Here is a 14,696-nt window from a genome sequence, read left to right as displayed (position 1 = left end):
GTGGAGGGGCGCACGAATCTTGGGCAAAGGGTGATGGTGAGGGCACAATTGGACCCTTTCGCAGTTGCAGCGGTTGCCTCCGGACGGGTGAATACCCTTGATCGGCCCGAAGCAGGAGGATCCGCCATGGAACGTATCGACATGCTGGTCATCGGAAGCGGCCCCGCCGGACGGCGTGCCGCGGTCCAGTCCGCGAAACTGGGCAAGTCGGTGCTCGTGGTCGACCGGGGACGCCGGCTCGGCGGCGTATCAGTCCACACCGGCACGATTCCGTCAAAGACCCTGCGTGAAACTGTGCTCAACCTGTCCGGCTGGCGCGAGCGGGAGTTCTACGGCCGCGGCTACCGGGTGAAGCAGGACATCACCGCGATGGACCTGATGCAGCGCCTGCACAAGACGCTCGACCACGAGGTCGAGGTGCTTCAGCACCAGTTCATGCGCAACAAGGTCAAAAGCGCCTTCGCCGAGGCGAAATTCATCGACGACCATCACGTTCAACTGACGACGGCCGAGGGCGAGGTCAGCGAGGTCGAGTTCGACAAGGCGCTGATCGCCGTTGGCACCCGGCCGTTCCGGCCCGACAACGTGCCGTTCGACAAGAAGCGGGTCTTCGACAGCGACGAGATCCTGGAGCTCGACCACCTGCCCCGCAGCCTCACGGTGATCGGTGGCGGCGTGATCGGGGTGGAATATGCGACGATCTTTTCCGCGCTCGACGTGCCGGTGACGCTGATCGAATCCCGCAAGGAGATCCTGCCCTTCATCGACGACGAGATCACCGAGGACTTCATCCACCAGATGCGCGACCGCGGCATGACCGTCCGGCTCGGCGCGACGATCGAAAAGGTTGAGAATACGGAGGCCGGGGTCACCGTGTCGCTCGAGGACGGGCGGCGGGTGAAGTCGGACCTTCTGCTGTTCGCCGCCGGCCGGTCGGGCAACGTGGGCAGCCTGAACGTCTCCGCGCTCGGCATCGAGGCCGACAAGCGCGGCCGGATCGGGGTCGATCCCAAGACGTTCCAGACCAGTGTGCCGAACATCTACGCCGCCGGGGACGTGATCGGCTTCCCCTCCCTCGCCTCCACCTCGATGGAGCAAGGCCGGGTCGCCGCCTGTCATGCTTTCGGGATGCCCCTGCCCCCCGCGCCCGAGACCTTTCCCTACGGTATCTACGCCGTTCCCGAGATCTCGACCGTCGGCATGTCGGAGGAGGACGTCCGCAAGGCGAACATTCCTTACGAGTGCGGCATCGCCCGGTTCCGCGAGACCTCTCGCGGGCACATCATGGGGGTGAACTCGGGCTTCCTGAAGCTGATCTTCTCGCTGGAGACGCGCCGCCTACTGGGCGCGCACATCGTCGGCGAAGGCGCGACGGAGCTGATCCACATCGGGCAGGCGGTCATCAACCTCAAGGGGTCGGTCGACTTCTTCGTCGAGAACACCTTCAACTACCCGACGCTCGCCGAGGCCTACAAGGTTGCGGGCCTCGACGCGTGGAACAGGATGGCCCCGGCCTGATCAGCAGGCCCGCACGCCCATGTTGATGAGTTGCGCCCCGCTGATGCGGTGCATGCCGTTGATGCGATGCCGGCCCTCGGACATGAACCATTGCCGCAGCTGCGGCGGGTAGTTCACCGACATGATCCGCGAGGCGGAATCGAATGTCGCCGGATCGAGCGGCCGCCCGTAGCTGGACGGCCCATGGAACCCGAAGCTGGTGTTCGGATCGATGCAGGCGTTCGGCAGGCCGATGAACATCGTACAGGTGGAGTTGCAGTAGCGCCCCGTCACACGGATCGGCTGACCGGTCTGCTTCAGACGGTGGATTTCGTTCACCCGGTTCGTCAGCAGGCCGCCGGGATCGTTGCGCACTGTGTAGGTGCCGGCGGCATAGGACTGCCCGCCGACCCGGTTGAAGCCGGTGTTCACGTAGTCGTTGCCGTTGAAGGTCTGCGCCGTCGCCGCGCCTCCGGCGAGCAGCATCGCGCCCGCCGTCGCCAGTTTGATCATCCATCCGCGCAGGGTGGTCCGTTTCGTGTTGGTCATCTTTGGTGCCTCCAGTCCCAGGGGACCGGCCGATCCGGCCCCGAACGAGAGGCGTTCTGACCCCGCAGACCCTAACGGATTTCAAGGATTCCAATGGGTTGGGTGAAGTCGAGTGAATGGTCACGGGCTTGCCGCAGGTCCGTCCGGTGCCGACCCCGCAACTGCCGCGATGCCGCCCCAGCCATTACTGTCGGGTCAGCAAATCGCCCCGCGCAGCCGATTTCGCGAAAGCCACGACGCCGACGCAGAAGAATCACCGGATGCCCGGACCAAGCGGCCACATTGCGCGATCTGCGCTCCTTGGCTATGGCAGGGCCGAAACTGAGAGAGGCGACAATGGCCAATCACCTGTATCAACGTGACCTGCCCGACGGGCTCGACCTCGGGCCGGTGGTCGCGATCGACTGCGAGACGATGGGGCTCAACCCGCACCGGGACCGGCTCTGTGTCATCCAGATGTCCGGCGGCGACGGCAACGCCCACCTGATCCAGGTGGAAAAGGGCCAGACCGAAGCCCCGAACCTGAAGGCGATGCTCGAGAACCCGGACGTTCTGAAGCTCTTCCATTTCGGGCGCTTCGACATCGCGGCGATGATGAATGCCTTCGGCGCCGTCACCGCGCCTGTCTACTGCACCAAGATCGCCTCCAAGCTGGTGCGCACGTTCACGGACCGCCACGGCCTGAAGTACCTGCTGCAGGAACTGCTGTCGGTCGACATCTCCAAGCACCAGCAACAGAGCGACTGGGGCGCGGAGGTTCTGACCGAGGCGCAGCTCGACTACGCCGCGTCGGACGTGCTGTATCTTCACCGCCTGCGCGAGAAGCTGGACGAAATGCTGGCCCGCGAGGGCCGCACGATGATGGCGCAGGCCTGTTTCGACTTCCTGCCGATGCGCGCGCAGCTCGACCTGGCCGGCTGGCCCGAGCAGGACATCTTCGCGCACTGACCATCGCGACCACCGACGAAGGACGACCCGGATGACCGACAAAGACGCCATTCTCAACGCCGCCCGCCGGGTCATCGCCACCGAGGCGGACGCTCTTGTTGCACTGGGCAACAGCATCGACGGCTCCCTCGTCGAGGCGGTAGAGCTGATCCTGCGCGCCGAGGGCCGCGTGATCGTCAGCGGCATGGGCAAGTCCGGTCACATCGCTCGCAAGGTCGCCGCGACGCTTGCCTCGACCGGGACGCCGGCGCACTACGTTCACCCGGCAGAGGCCAGCCACGGCGACCTCGGCATGCTGACCTCGCAGGATGTCGTGATGGTCTTCTCGAACTCGGGCGAGACGCCGGAGCTTGCCAACCTGATCGCCTATTCCCGTCGGTTCCGCATTCCGATGATCGGCGTCGCAAGCCGTGTCGACAGTTCTCTGATGCGGCAATCCGACGTGAAGCTGGTCCTGCCGCCGGCGGAAGAGGCCTGCGGCACCGGCGTGGTTCCGACCACATCGACGACCATGACGCTCGCGCTCGGCGATGCGATCGCCGTCGCCCTCATGGAGCATCGCGAGTTCACGCCCGAGATGTTCCGCGACTTCCACCCGGGTGGAAAGCTCGGCGCGCGCCTGTCGAAAGTCAGCGACCTGATGCACACGGACGACGCCCTGCCGCTGGCCGGTCTGCACACGCCGATGAGCGACGCCCTGATCACGATCTCGCAAAAGGGCTTCGGCGTCCTTGGCGTTCTGGACGACAATGGCCAACTGTCCGGTATAGTGACTGACGGCGACCTGCGCCGTCACATGGACGGGCTTCTGGATCTGACGGCGGGCGAGGTGATGACGAAAGCGCCCCGCACGATAGGACCGGGTGCCCTGGCAGAGGAAGCCGTCGCCGTGATGAACGAGCGCAAGATCACCTGTCTCTTCGTGGTGGACCCGTCCGGTCCCCGAGGCGTGTCCGGTCTGCTGCACATCCACGACTGTCTCCGCGCCGGCATCGTCTAGGCGGACGGGGTATGGCCGACGGCTATTCGACTTACGTCAACTGGGCCAAGACCATCCTTCCGCTCGCGGCGCTTGGCCTTCTGTCGACGCTGTTCCTGTTCGCCCGCGCCCCCTCCATCGACGAGGCGCAGCTGCCCTACCGAGACATCGAGGAGCTCGCTCGCGAGCAGCAGATCAACGCGCCTGCCTTCAGTGGTGTCACCGACGACGGCGCGATCGTGTCGGTCGCGGCGGACCGGGCCAGACCGGTGGACGATGCCGGACAGGTGATCGAAATCACAGTCATTCGCGGCACGATCCGCAACCCCGGCGGCGCGCAGATCGAGATCCGGGCCGGCTCGGGTCGGCTCGACAGCGGCACCAATATCGCCGAACTGTCCGACCTCGCCCGCATCGACACCTCTGACGGCTACCAGGTGGAGACGACCGGCCTGACCGCGTCGCTCGACACCGGGCGGCTGGAGACGACCGGCCCGCTGGAAGCGCACGCGCCGTTCGGGGAACTGACCGCCGGTCGCCTGGTTGTCGAATCGACCGACGGCACGGCGTCACGAATGATTTTCAACGAAGGTGTGCGGCTGGTATACCGCCCGCAATCCACACGCGAGGACTGACGTGAAACGCCTCCTGCCCCTTTTCCTGCTCGCCCTGACCACAGTTCCTGCGTTCGCGCAGACGAACGTCGATCTCGGCGGCGTGTCCGCCGATCCCGACGCACCGGTCGAAGTCACGGCGGACAGCCTGACCGTCGACCGCGAAAGCGGCTCCGCGATCTTCTCCGGCAACGTGATGATCGGTCAGGGCGATCTGCGGATCGCGGCGGCGGAGGTTCAGGTCTCCTACGACGAGACGACCGGCGACGTCGCCCGGCTCATCGCCTCAGGCGGCGTCACGCTTGTCACGGCAGAGGAACAGGCCGAAGCGCAGAACGCCGACTACGACCTGACCTCGAGCGAGCTCACCCTGACCGGAGAGGTCCTGCTGACCCAGGGCCAGAGTGCCCTGTCCGCCGAACGCATGGTCGTGAACCTCGACACCGGCGCGGCCCAGATGGACGGACGCGTGCGGACCGTGTTCCGGCAGGATGGCCAATGAGCGAGACTCCCGACCTCACGGTGACCGAGGGCACGGCCGGCCTCACGATCACGCACCTGCGCAAGAGCTATCGCAAGCGCCCCGTGATCCGCGACGTGTCGCTGTCTCTCGGCCGGGGTGAGGCCGTCGCGCTGCTCGGTCCCAACGGGTCGGGGAAGACCACCTGCTTCTACTCGATCGCGGGGCTGATCCAGCCCGAGGGCGGCGAAGTCCATATCGACGGGCGTGACGTGACGAACCTGCCGATGTACCGCCGCGCCCGGCTCGGCATCGGCTACCTGCCGCAGGAAATGTCGATCTTTCGCGGTCTTTCGGTCGAGGACAACATCCTCGCCATTCTCGAGATCGCCGAGCCGAACCCCGACAAGCGCCGCCGCCGGCTCGAGGAATTGCTCACCGATTTCTCCATCGACCACCTGCGCCGCGCGCCCGGTGTGGCTCTCTCGGGCGGGGAGCGCCGCCGCTGCGAGATCGCCCGCTGCCTCGCCGCCGGTCCCCGCTACGTCCTCCTCGACGAGCCCTTCGCCGGCGTCGACCCGATCGCGGTCGGCGAGATCCGGCATCTCGTCGCTGACCTCAAGACACGTGGCATAGGTGTGCTCATCACGGACCACAATGTCCGCGAGACCCTCGAAATCGTGGATCGCGCCTATATCTTGCATGATGGCAAGGTGCTTATGAGCGGAACCACTGAGGAGGTGGTCAGAGATGAGAATGTTCGTCGCGTCTACCTCGGACAGAGCTTCCGCGTTAACTGACTGTTCTCGTTGTTTACCTTTGAAGCGTTGACAGACTCGGCTCTGCTGACGCCAAATGGAGACGATGACAGCGCATGTTACCGAACTCGGCGGCACGGCGTGGGCCCTCCGGCCCGCACGGCCAGTTCGGGGATCGGCACCCTGCGCCCATCTAACCACCCGGACATGAAGGAAACCCGACCGCACCACGCGGGACAGTTCCGTCCGATCATGAGAGGAGACACCATGCGGTACCAGATCAGCGGCAAGCAGATTGACATTGGCGAGGCCCTACAGGCCCACGTCGAGACCGAGCTTGGTGAGACGGTAGAGAAATACGCCGGTCGTCCGACCGACGCGACGATCGTCTTCTCCAAGACCGGACCGGAGTTCATGTGCGAGGCCGTCGTGCACCTTTCGACCGGCCTGACCGCCCAGGCCCGCGGCAAGGCACATGAGATCTATGCCGCTTTCGACGAAGCCTGCGAGAAGATGGACAAGCAGCTGAGGCGCTACAAACGCCGGCTCAAGGATCACCACAAGGAACGTATCCAGCCGGTTGAACTTATGTCGGCCCCCTCGTATATCCTCGCCTCGACAGAAGCGGAGGACACCGAGCCGGAGGGCGACCTCACATCCATGATCATCGCCGAGATGGAGACGTCCATTCAGTCGCTCTCCGTCGGGGAAGCGGTGATGCAGATGGAGATCGCAGACGCACCGGTACTCGTGTTCCGCAACGAGGGGCACAGCGGGATCAACGTCGTTTACCGGCGTGAAGACGGCAACATCGGCTGGATCGACCCGCGAAACACTGGCACTTGATTGACCGCTCCGCGGTCGGGGAATCTCGACACTCATGCATCTTGCGGACATCCTGAACGTCGAAGGCGTCAAGGTCCTCGCGTCCTGTAGCAGTAAAAAGCGCCTGTTCCACGACCTCGGGGAAATGGCCGAAGGCAACTTCGGCCTGAAGGCGGGCAACGTGCTCGAAGCGCTGATCGAGCGGGAGGGCCTAGGCCCGACCGCCGTCGGCCACGGCGTTGCCCTGCCGCATGCCCGGCTTCCCGGCCTCGAACGGATTCGCGGTCTGTTCCTGCGGCTCGAGAAACCGCTGGAGTTCGACGCCGTCGATCGTCAGCCGGTGGACCTCGTCTTTGCCCTGCTCGCGCCGGAGAGTGCCGGGGTCGAGCATCTGAAGGCGCTCGCCGTCGTGTCCCGCACGCTGCGCGACGGCGGCACCTGCAATAAGCTCCGCGCAAATACGGAGCCGGCTACGTTGCACGCGATTCTCACGGAAAATCCGGCGACTCAGGCGGCTTGATGGCCCCTCACCCTGCCCTCTCCCCCGTGGGGAGAGGGTTTTTGTTGCGTGGGTTGGTGGGGGAGCACCCACGAATGCATCGCGTCGCATAGCCCTCTCCCCCGTGGGGAGAGGGTTTTTGTTGCGTGGGTTGGTGGGGGAGCACCCACGAATGCAGCGCGCCGCAAGGCCCTCTCCCCTCGGGGGAGAGGGTTGGGTGAGGGGAAGCCCCCTACCGCCAGCGCGAGAACCCGAACCCCATGTAGTCGCGCTGGTAGATGTCCCGCACGAGCCCCTCGATCTCCTCGTCGTAGATCGCCTCCAGCAGGTCGATGTTTTCGTCCGTCACGGCGTCGAGATCCGGCGGATCGTCGCGTCCTATCTGCTCGGCCAGTTGTCCGAGACCGAGCGGCAAGTCATCCTCCCGCAGCACCATGTCGGGCAGGGAGAAGTTGGCCATGCCCTGGATCACCTCGGTCTGGGTCGCCCACCAGGCATCCACCCGGACCCCTGTCTGACCGCCGAGGTTGGCCTTCACGAAGCCAAGGAAGCCGACAAAGGCCGCCCGGTGCGCAGCGGCGTCGTAGTCGTCGCCCGGATTCTGACCCGGGAGCGGCACCTTGAACACCTGCCGCAGGGTCTTGCGGATCTCCATGAAGCTCGTCGGGCCGACCGGCACGATCTTCTCGCAGAAGGCGGCGTGGATGCGCTGCACCGGGTGGCGGATGACGGAGAAGCCGCGATGGCCCGGATGGCTGCGTTTCCACTGGCGCAGCGTCTTCTGGGTGAAACCGTCGATGAGGTTCTGCTCCTCCATCCCGTCCAGCGCCGCCATCCAGCGCTTCACGGCGCCGTTCGGCCCGCCAAGGACCGGCAGGAACAGAAGCGGGCTTTGATGGGCGGCGATGTAGCCGGGGATCGCGGCGCCGCGCCGGGGCTCGAAGTTCGGCGTCCGGGCGAGGTTGAACCGGTCGAGCCGGACCAGCGCACGCTCCATATCGTCGAAGTTCGTCACCTTGTCCGACATCGGCTCCGGGTTCTGCTTCTTCAGCTTCTTGTCAAGCCCGTCGAGCCGCGCCTCGACGCCGAGCCACCCGGCGATGCCGTTCATGACGTCGATGTCCTGCAGATCCTCGTAGGCGACGTAGAAGGCGGTCTGCCCGCTGCGCTGCATGTCATTCAGCAAACGAACCTGAAACTGCTGGAGCGCCTCGAGATGCGTCTCGAACTCTGCGGCGTCGAACTCCACCTTGCCGGACTTGGCGTGCTTCACGTTGGTGAGCTTCCACTGCCCCGTCGCTTGCGCGATCTTCCAGCTGACGTAGCTTTCGACGGGGTTGCGGGTCAGCACGATCTTGGCGCAGCGCGGGTCGGCCATGACGATGTCATAGGCGCGCGGATCGTGGTCGTTGAAGTAGCGGAAGCCGCCGATGCCGTCGCTTCGGGTCTTCACCGCCTCGATCAGTCCCTGCGGATCGCTCTCACGCGCGGCGTGGGTGAAGCCAAGGATCTCGTCCCGGTTGGGATAGCCGATGAAATGCGGGTTGAAGGCCTCGCCGTGGCATTCGATCCCCGGAAACGCGTTCAGGTTGGCCTCGAGGAAGTTCGAGCCGGTGCGCATTTCGGCGAAGACGACGAAGTAATCGAAGTTGGGCATCATTTACCTTACGAGGTAGGGCTTTCTGAGCGGCGGGTCCTCGCGACGGGTTGCACCGTCGACCGGGAAATCGCCCATGAGGTAAGGGTGCATCCCCTCGTTCTTGAGGTTCTGCAGGAACTGGCCGAAGCCCGTGAGGTCGACCATTCGCGGCACCGCCCCGATCCGGCGAAGCTGCGCGCCGGAGATCTCGTCCAGCACGGACTGGAGGCACTCCATCGGGGCCTCGATGAACTCGGCCATCGTCCAGATCCGGATGCGCGCCTTGGCATAGGGAGAGCGCAGGGTGGCGAGATGCTCGTTCTCGACCTTCTGGAGCAGCGCGGCTTCGGTCCGCAGCAGCGAGAAATCGCCCCCCGTCTGGAACAGCGGGACCGCCCAAGCGCCGGAGATCACGCTGATCTGGGCGTTCGGATCCTTGGCCATGTCCCAACTGACGAGCTGGCTGTCCGCCGGGCCGAACTGGAAGAACTGCCGCTCCCCCCGCGTGTTCCAGATGAGCGAGGTCAGGAAGCGCTGCGCGTTGTAGTCCCGGATCGGCGCGGAGCTCGACAGCGCGCCGGCATAGGTGTCCTGACGGCCTTCGAACTCGGCCCCGCCCTTGGCGAAGATATGGCCGTGAACGCGGCCGCCGGTGAAGCGGGCGAGCCACGGTTCGAAATCGACGAACAGCTCGGTGAAGCCTTCGAACACGGAGTACGGCGCGGAGGTCTGGCCGTTCTCCCAGCCGTCGTGCGGCAGACGCGACTGCATGTAGAGGCCGGGCCGCCCGCGCGTCCGCCGGTCCACGGCCTTGGCGAAGATGCGGTCGATCTTGCCGGGGTTCGGCTCTGCCCCCTTCATCGCGGTCTCGGCAGGGTCGAGGAACGCGTCGTAAAGCCGGTCGGCATGGGGCCAGATCTTGCGGGCGACGAAGCAGTCCGACCGCCGGAGAAGCTGCAGGTGGTCGTCGTAGAAGATGTGCGGCTTGCCCTGAAAGTCGAACTTGGACAGCGTCAGCGTCCGGCTTTCGATCTTGTGGCTGTGCAGCCGGACGAGTGTCTGGAAATAACTCTCGTCCGGGATCCAGACGCGCCGGAAGTAGGTGTCGTAGGTCGGCCGGTCGGCATCGTAGAGGATCGCCGCCAAAGTACGCCGGGTGAGGCACCACCATTGCGACCCCATGTGCGGCACCAGACCAGCGGGGATCGTGCGCTTCAGCTTCAGCCGGCGCTGAAGCTCGACATAGCGGTCGAAGAGGAAGCGCTGCGACTTCCACGAGAAGGGAAAGCGCAGCGTGAACCTTTCGGCGTCGAGGCCGCCAACGGTCCAGGGAACGTCCGCGGTCGTCGCGCTCTCGATGAAGTCGGTGCCCTGCCGTTCGCGCAGGTAGGCCTTCAGTTCGCGCACCGGTCGCAGCGGCAGGCAGGAGCCCGACGAGAGGTAGATATGCTCCACCTCCGGGAACCGCTCCAGCATCAGCTCCCCCGCCGATTGCGAGGCGGCGACGATTCCCCATGTGCCCCACTCGCACTTGTGGCGATCGGAGAAGATGACCGTCGGCAGATCGGCGACAGAGTGAACGAAGTTGGTGTAGGTCTCGTGGTCGACGTTGCGATCGACATGGACCACCACGGGACACCCGCCGGCGACCCAGTGACGGATCACCCGCTCCGCCCGGTGCAGGGCCGTATGGACGAGCATGATGATCCCGACGCTCAAGCCCAGTTCCCCTTCGACATCAGGCCGAGAATCTCGAGCTGACGCCAGTTGATGTATTTTTCGGACCACTTGCACCAAAGGTCCGGATTTTCGTTCAGGCCCTCGGCGTAGGCCTTGTATTCACGGCTTGCGGCATAATGTTGGCCACGGTCGATCTCTTCCATCGCCTTGGCCCCGAAGGTGTCGAGGAACTTGGTGTGGAGGAGGATGCCGCTCGCCTTCTCGCCGCCCCACTCGTCGTAGACGAGATTCAGGCCGCGCGGCAGCAGCGTGTGGGTGGAGCTGACGTAGGCATACTGCCGGTCCCACTTCACCAGCGGGATCTTGTTCAGCGCGGGCGCCCGCCACGGCTCGTCCGGGAAGAACACCCGCATCCGGGGACCGCCCTGGATCCAGAGGTTGCCGAACCTCTTGTTGCGGTAGATCGAGTAGTTGCCGGCGTCGAACCAGCTCGCGATCTCGAGCGGGTTCTGACCCGCCTCGTAGGGCGTGTCCTGAATCCCGCCCTTCGGATACATGTCGAGCAGCATCGCCGAGAACGATTTGATCGAGCTCGCGTCGAGCCAGTCGGTCAGCGCGCGGATCGAGCGGGTATCGCAGAACGGAAAGATGAACAGTTCATCCGGATCGACAACCAGCGACCAATGGCCATGCGCGTACTTGAGCTGCAGCCAGTTGAGCCAGTCGACCCCGAAGCGCGCCCGCTTGTAAGAGGCATCGGTCGTCCAGAGCGACACGTCCGGCTGTTCGGCAAGGAATTCGCGCCCGCCGTCGTCGCTGTCGTTGTCGACCATGAGGAAGTGATCGACGCCGAGGTCGCGATAATAGTTTAGGAAGTAGGGAAGGCGGATCGCCTCGTTCCGGAAGGTCGAGAAGACGAGGATGTCCTTGCGGCCGATCGAGGAAGTGCGGTTCTGGACGGCCGTCAGTTCACGCCGCTTCCGAAACGCCCGGATGCGCCAGCGCTTGCGCTGCATCCTCAGCCGATATGACTGCAAGGCGCTCAATTTCGACCTCTTCCGCGTCAGAGCGCAGTAACTCTCTACAACGCCCTATCATGTCACGCTTAACACGATCTTGAAATGATCGGACCACTGGGGGACTGCGGAAGACGGAAAGACGTTCTGAGGGGCCTGCTCTGCCAATTCATTGATGGTGTTTATCCACAGATAGCGATCGTCCGTCGCCAGGTAAATGCCTCTGTCCCCAAGCACTTCGCGGCAGATGGCAAGATCGCCACAAACGACCGGCGTGCCGAGTGCGGCGGCCTCGATCAACGGCAGGCCGAAGCCTTCGGCCAGCGACGGGAACAGAAGCGCCCGCGCGCCCTGAAGCAGCGAGGCGACGGCGCCGTCCGACAGGCCCGCCACTTCGATGACGCCTTGGGGCTCCGCGTCGAGGCGGGCGAAGACGTCCTCGTTGTTCCAGCCGCGCGAGCCGAGGATCAGCAGGGTCGCCTCCGCCTCCAGCTCCTCCCAGATGTCGAGCAGCAGCGCGTGGTTCTTGCGCGGCTCGATGGTGCCGAGCACAACGAAGTATGGGCCCGGTGGCGGCAGCTCAGCAGGCACCTGTTCCGGACGCGGCACCGTGAGGTCGACGCCAAGCGGCGCGACGGTGACGGGAGGCACCGAGTCGATATGATGTTCGAGCGAGTCGAGAACGGCCTGTGAACTCGTCAGGACCCGGTCCGCGAGCGCCGCGCGGGACAGGAAGCTGGCGAAGCGGGGCACCGACCCAGTGCGTTGCATGTGCGGCAGGTCGAGCGGAATGGTGTCGTGGATGAAGACGGTGACCCGTGCGTCGGGCAACGAACGTACGGCCATCAGCACCCGGTCGGTCAGGTTGGTGTGTCCGAGGTTGAGGTACGTGGTGCCGGCGGGCAGATTCCACGACAGCATCGCCACCAGTCGCCGCCGGGTGCAGCGCGCGATGGACAGGGCGCGGACCGTCGCCTCCGCCGCCTGCCGTGCGGGGTCCAGCCGGTAGGCGAGCCGGGACAGGCCGAAGGGCTGCCCCCAATCGCCGGAGTCGACATGCTTCAGGAACTTCCGGGCTCCGTCCCGGTCGAGCAGGAGATATCCGAACGCACTGCGCGCCAGCAGGAACAGCGGCACCTCGTCCCGGATCAGCGCGTCGAGGTAGGCGCGTTCCACCCGGTCGACGCCCGTCAGGACGCGGCCCGCCCGCGACATGAGCCGCGTGACGTCGAGCAGACGAGCGGAAGGGCTATTCGGAGTAGTGTGCACCCGTGTTCTGATGCCAGCGCCAGGCGTCGGCGATCATGTTCTCCATGTTGGACCGTTTCGGATCCCACCCGAGATCAGTGATAGCACGTTGGCTGCCCGAAACTAGCGCCGTTGCGTCACCGGGGCGTCGCTCGCCCTCGATGATCGGAACCTCGCGGTTCGTGATCGTGCCGGACTGCTTGACCACCTCACGGACGGAAAAGCCGGTCCCCGTGCCGAGGTTGAAGACCCGGCTGTCCCGCCCGTCCTCAAGCCACTTCACCCCGAGAACGTGCGCATCGACGAGGTCCATCACATGCACGTAGTCGCGGATGCAGGTTCCGTCCGGCGTATCGTAGTCGGTGCCGAAGATCGTCAGGGCGTCGCGCTTGCCGTCGACCGCGTCGAGCATCAGTGGCACGAGATGCGTCTCCGGCTGGTGGAACTCGCCGATCTCGCCGTCCGGGTCGGCCCCTGCGACGTTGAAGTAGCGGAAGATGACGGAGCGCAGACCGTCGCTCTTGCCGAAGTTGTCGAGCATATCCTCGATCGCGCGTTTCGACGCGGCATAAGCGTTCAGCGGCTGCTGGCTGCTGTCCTCGTCGAGGACGACGCCGTCTTGCTCACCGTACGTGGCGCAGGTCGAAGAGAACACGAAGTCGAGGCATCCGGCGGCGATGGCCGCTTCGATCAGCGACAGGGAGCCGCTGACGTTGTTGCGCCAGTACTTGCCGGGCTGGGTCATGCTCTCGCCCACCTGACTCAGCGCGGCGAAATGCATCACGGCCTGTGGGCGATAAGCGGCGAAGACCTGGTCGAGCCGTTCCCGGTCCAGCAAGTCGCCCTGCTCGAACGGCCCGAACTTCACCGCGTCTTTCCAGCCGGTTTCGAGACTGTCGTAGGTTACCGGGGTGTACCCGGCGGCGGCCAACACCTTGCAGGCGTGCGAGCCGATATAGCCCGCACCCCCGGTCACCAGAATATTCGCCATGTTTACTGGGCCGCGTTGCGGACGGCCGAGAGTTCGTCGAGATACTGCTGCAGCTCGTCGCGCAGATCGGGCCGCGCGAGGCCGAAGGCGACGGTCGCCTGCAGGAAGCCCGCCTTGCTGCCGCAGTCGAACCGCTGACCCCGGAAGCGGAGGCCGTAGACACCGCGTTCGGACTCGATTTCCTTCGCGATCGCGTCGGTCAGCTGGATCTCACCGCCGGCGCCAGTCTCACCCGAGCTCAGGTGATCCATGACCTGCGGGCTGAGAATGTAGCGGCCGATGACGGCGAGGTTCGACGGTGCGTCCTCTGCCTTCGGCTTCTCGACCATGCCCTTGACGGACACGATGGAGCCCATGTCTTCCTTGCAGTCGAGCACACCGTAGGACGAGGTCTTCTCGTAGGGGACTTCCATCGCGGCGACCATGCTGCCGCCGGTTTCCTCGTAGGCTTCGACCATCTGCTGCAGGCAGGGCTTCTCGGCAGCGATGACGTCGTCCGGCAGGATCACCGCGAAGGGCTCGTTGCCGATCAGACGGCGGGCGCACCACACCGCATGGCCGAGCCCGAGGGCCTGGTGCTGGCGGATGTAGGCGATCTGGCCGCTTTCCATGTTGGTGCCGCGCAGCGTCTCGAGCAGCTCGGTCTTGCCCTTCTGCTCGAGCTGGTGCTCAAGCTCGGGCGCGCGGTCGAAGTAATCCTCGAGCGCGGACTTGCCGCGCGAGGTGACGAACAGGAACTCGGTGATGCCGGCAGCGCGGGCCTCGTCGATGGCGTACTGGACCAGCGGACGGTCGACGAGCGTCATGATTTCCTTCGGCACGGACTTGGTCGCCGGGATGAACCGGGTCCCCATACCTGCGACCGGAAAAATCGCCTTCGTTACGCGCTGTGCCATCTCTGAAATCCCCTCGTTCAAACGCCCTGCTCAACGGGCAAAATCTGTTTGCAGTCGCAGCATGTCGATGCTGCCGCATTTGTTCATTTCATCGCAC

General features: G+C 65.0%; 15 protein-coding genes. 8 read left to right on the top strand and 7 right to left on the bottom strand.

What is annotated here, in order from left to right:
* The first annotated feature begins 126 nt into the window (after nt 1–126).
* The gene (gene sthA, locus I8N54_RS19195; RefSeq protein ID WP_140194900.1) at nt 127–1,518 is read left to right on the top strand and encodes a Si-specific NAD(P)(+) transhydrogenase; all 1,392 of its coding nucleotides are present in this window, start codon (nt 127–129) and stop codon (nt 1,516–1,518) included.
* Here sthA and I8N54_RS19190 read toward each other — a convergent pair whose 3' ends face one another.
* Nucleotides 1,519–2,046, bottom strand: coding sequence for a hypothetical protein (locus I8N54_RS19190; RefSeq protein WP_140194902.1), 528 nt, complete (start codon nt 2,044–2,046; stop codon nt 1,519–1,521).
* Between the two features lie 336 nt (nt 2,047–2,382).
* Between I8N54_RS19190 and I8N54_RS19185 the strand changes: the two genes are divergently transcribed.
* From I8N54_RS19185 to I8N54_RS19155, 7 genes are all read left to right on the top strand, one after another.
* Nucleotides 2,383–2,994 (top strand): ribonuclease D, encoded by a 612-nt coding sequence (locus I8N54_RS19185; protein ID WP_140194904.1) that lies wholly within the window; start codon nt 2,383–2,385, stop codon nt 2,992–2,994.
* Between the two features lie 31 nt (nt 2,995–3,025).
* Nucleotides 3,026–3,994, top strand: a complete 969-nt coding sequence (locus I8N54_RS19180) for a KpsF/GutQ family sugar-phosphate isomerase (RefSeq protein WP_140194906.1) — start codon at nt 3,026–3,028, stop codon at nt 3,992–3,994.
* An 11-nt stretch (nt 3,995–4,005) separates the two neighbouring features.
* Nucleotides 4,006–4,608 (top strand): LPS export ABC transporter periplasmic protein LptC, encoded by a 603-nt coding sequence (gene lptC, locus I8N54_RS19175; protein ID WP_140194908.1) that lies wholly within the window; start codon nt 4,006–4,008, stop codon nt 4,606–4,608.
* Between the two features lies 1 nt (nt 4,609).
* The gene (lptA, locus tag I8N54_RS19170; protein WP_140194910.1) at nt 4,610–5,089 is read left to right on the top strand and encodes a lipopolysaccharide transport periplasmic protein LptA; all 480 of its coding nucleotides are present in this window, start codon (nt 4,610–4,612) and stop codon (nt 5,087–5,089) included.
* Nucleotides 5,086–5,847, top strand: coding sequence for an LPS export ABC transporter ATP-binding protein (gene lptB / locus I8N54_RS19165; protein ID WP_140194913.1), 762 nt, complete (start codon nt 5,086–5,088; stop codon nt 5,845–5,847). The genes lptA and lptB overlap by 4 nt, the downstream gene beginning before the upstream one ends.
* A 225-nt stretch (nt 5,848–6,072) precedes the next feature.
* Complete coding sequence (hpf, locus tag I8N54_RS19160; RefSeq protein ID WP_140194915.1) at nt 6,073–6,651, top strand: ribosome hibernation-promoting factor, HPF/YfiA family; 579 nt, start codon at nt 6,073–6,075, stop codon at nt 6,649–6,651.
* 34 nt (nt 6,652–6,685) lie between these two features.
* Nucleotides 6,686–7,150 carry a PTS sugar transporter subunit IIA gene (locus I8N54_RS19155; protein ID WP_140194917.1) on the top strand — a complete coding sequence of 155 codons (465 nt, stop codon included), beginning with the start codon at nt 6,686–6,688 and terminating at the stop codon, nt 7,148–7,150.
* A gap of 211 nt (nt 7,151–7,361) precedes the next feature.
* Here the strand turns inward: I8N54_RS19155 and I8N54_RS19150 are convergent, their stop codons facing one another.
* From I8N54_RS19150 to galU, 6 genes are all read right to left on the bottom strand, one after another.
* The gene (locus I8N54_RS19150; RefSeq protein ID WP_140194919.1) at nt 7,362–8,789 is read right to left on the bottom strand and encodes a nodulation protein NodH; all 1,428 of its coding nucleotides are present in this window, start codon (nt 8,787–8,789) and stop codon (nt 7,362–7,364) included.
* Complete coding sequence (locus tag I8N54_RS19145; protein ID WP_197097568.1) at nt 8,790–10,487, bottom strand: DUF5927 domain-containing protein; 1,698 nt, start codon at nt 10,485–10,487, stop codon at nt 8,790–8,792.
* Nucleotides 10,484–11,464, bottom strand: coding sequence for a glycosyltransferase family 2 protein (locus I8N54_RS19140; protein ID WP_197097569.1), 981 nt, complete (start codon nt 11,462–11,464; stop codon nt 10,484–10,486). Before I8N54_RS19140 ends, I8N54_RS19145 begins: the two co-directional genes overlap by 4 nt.
* A gap of 78 nt (nt 11,465–11,542) precedes the next feature.
* Entirely contained in the window at nt 11,543–12,733 is a 1,191-nt protein-coding gene (locus I8N54_RS19135) for a glycosyltransferase family 4 protein (protein WP_232790410.1), read from the bottom strand.
* A complete protein-coding gene (galE, locus tag I8N54_RS19130; protein ID WP_140194925.1) occupies nt 12,714–13,703 on the bottom strand; it encodes a UDP-glucose 4-epimerase GalE in 990 nt (329 codons plus the stop codon). Before galE ends, I8N54_RS19135 begins: the two co-directional genes overlap by 20 nt.
* Before the next feature lie 2 nt (nt 13,704–13,705).
* A complete protein-coding gene (gene galU, locus I8N54_RS19125; RefSeq protein WP_140194927.1) occupies nt 13,706–14,599 on the bottom strand; it encodes a UTP--glucose-1-phosphate uridylyltransferase GalU in 894 nt (297 codons plus the stop codon).
* Between the last annotated feature and the right edge of the window lie 97 nt (nt 14,600–14,696).

This window comes from Pelagovum pacificum, assembly GCF_016134045.1.
Taxonomy (GTDB): domain Bacteria; phylum Pseudomonadota; class Alphaproteobacteria; order Rhodobacterales; family Rhodobacteraceae; genus Oceanicola; species Oceanicola pacificus_A.
Note: the sequence above shows the minus strand (reverse complement) of the source record. Positions and strands in the feature narration are given on the sequence as shown.

Bases quoted from the DNA above. Each gene is read 5' to 3' on its own strand.
- lptB (WP_140194913.1), top strand. From the start codon at position 5,086: ATGAGCGAGACTCCCGACCTCACGGTGACCGAGGGCACGGCCGGCCTC.
- I8N54_RS19155 (WP_140194917.1), top strand. From the start codon at position 6,686: ATGCATCTTGCGGACATCCTGAACGTCGAAGGCGTCAAGGTCCTCGCG.
- I8N54_RS19180 (WP_140194906.1), top strand. From the start codon at position 3,026: ATGACCGACAAAGACGCCATTCTCAACGCCGCCCGCCGGGTCATCGCC.
- galU (WP_140194927.1), bottom strand. From the start codon at position 14,599: ATGGCACAGCGCGTAACGAAGGCGATTTTTCCGGTCGCAGGTATGGGG.
- I8N54_RS19150 (WP_140194919.1), bottom strand. From the start codon at position 8,789: ATGATGCCCAACTTCGATTACTTCGTCGTCTTCGCCGAAATGCGCACC.
- I8N54_RS19185 (WP_140194904.1), top strand. From the start codon at position 2,383: ATGGCCAATCACCTGTATCAACGTGACCTGCCCGACGGGCTCGACCTC.
- hpf (WP_140194915.1), top strand. From the start codon at position 6,073: ATGCGGTACCAGATCAGCGGCAAGCAGATTGACATTGGCGAGGCCCTA.
- galE (WP_140194925.1), bottom strand. From the start codon at position 13,703: ATGGCGAATATTCTGGTGACCGGGGGTGCGGGCTATATCGGCTCGCAC.
- I8N54_RS19190 (WP_140194902.1), bottom strand. From the start codon at position 2,046: ATGACCAACACGAAACGGACCACCCTGCGCGGATGGATGATCAAACTG.
- lptC (WP_140194908.1), top strand. From the start codon at position 4,006: ATGGCCGACGGCTATTCGACTTACGTCAACTGGGCCAAGACCATCCTT.
- I8N54_RS19140 (WP_197097569.1), bottom strand. From the start codon at position 11,464: ATGCAGCGCAAGCGCTGGCGCATCCGGGCGTTTCGGAAGCGGCGTGAA.
- sthA (WP_140194900.1), top strand. From the start codon at position 127: ATGGAACGTATCGACATGCTGGTCATCGGAAGCGGCCCCGCCGGACGG.